Source organism: Streptomyces sp. SID12501 (genome assembly GCF_010550245.1).
In the GTDB taxonomy this organism is placed as follows: Bacteria; Actinomycetota; Actinomycetes; order Streptomycetales; family Streptomycetaceae; genus Streptomyces.
Genome location: NZ_JAAGLU010000316.1, coordinates 1 through 574 on the forward strand (window position 1 = coordinate 1; position 574 = coordinate 574).

At 70.9% G+C, this 574-nt stretch carries 1 protein-coding gene; it reads right to left on the reverse strand.

What is annotated here, in order from left to right:
• A partial coding sequence (locus G3I71_RS45965; RefSeq protein WP_203733055.1) for a protein kinase occupies positions 1-574 on the reverse strand: 574 nt, incomplete at both ends.

A 574-nucleotide genomic window follows, 5' to 3' on the forward strand; every position in this document is an offset into this window, starting at 1 on the left:
CCGGGTACGGCTGGCCGCGGGAGCCGCCCATGGACATGGCCGTCGTCGCGGCCGGGCCCCGGCCGTGCGGGAGCGCCATCGTCACCGGGCCGGTGTTCCAGGTGCCCGTGTTCGGCCCCTGCTCGTGGAGCATCCGGAGCGCGTACTGGGCCAGCCCGCGCATCTCCTCGGCGCTCTGGAACCGGTCGTCCGGGTCCTTGGCGAGCGACCGCATGACCAGGCCGTCGAGTTCCTTCGGGATCGAACCGCCCTCGGGCAGCTGCGAAGGCGGCACCGGGGCGTCCTGCACGTGCTGGTAGACCACCGAAAGGGGGGTCTCTCCGGTGAAGGGGGGCCGCAGCGCGAGGAGTTCGTAGAGCAGGCAGCCGGTCGCGTACAGGTCGCTGCGGTGGTCCACGGCCTTGCCGAGGGCCTGTTCGGGCGACAGGTACTGCGGGGTGCCCATGACCATGCCGGTCTGGGTCATCGTCGACTGCACGCCGTGCAGGGCGCGGGCGATGCCGAAGTCCATCACCTTCACCGCGCCGGTGTTGGTGATGATGACGTTCGCGGGCTTGATGTCCCGGTGCACGAT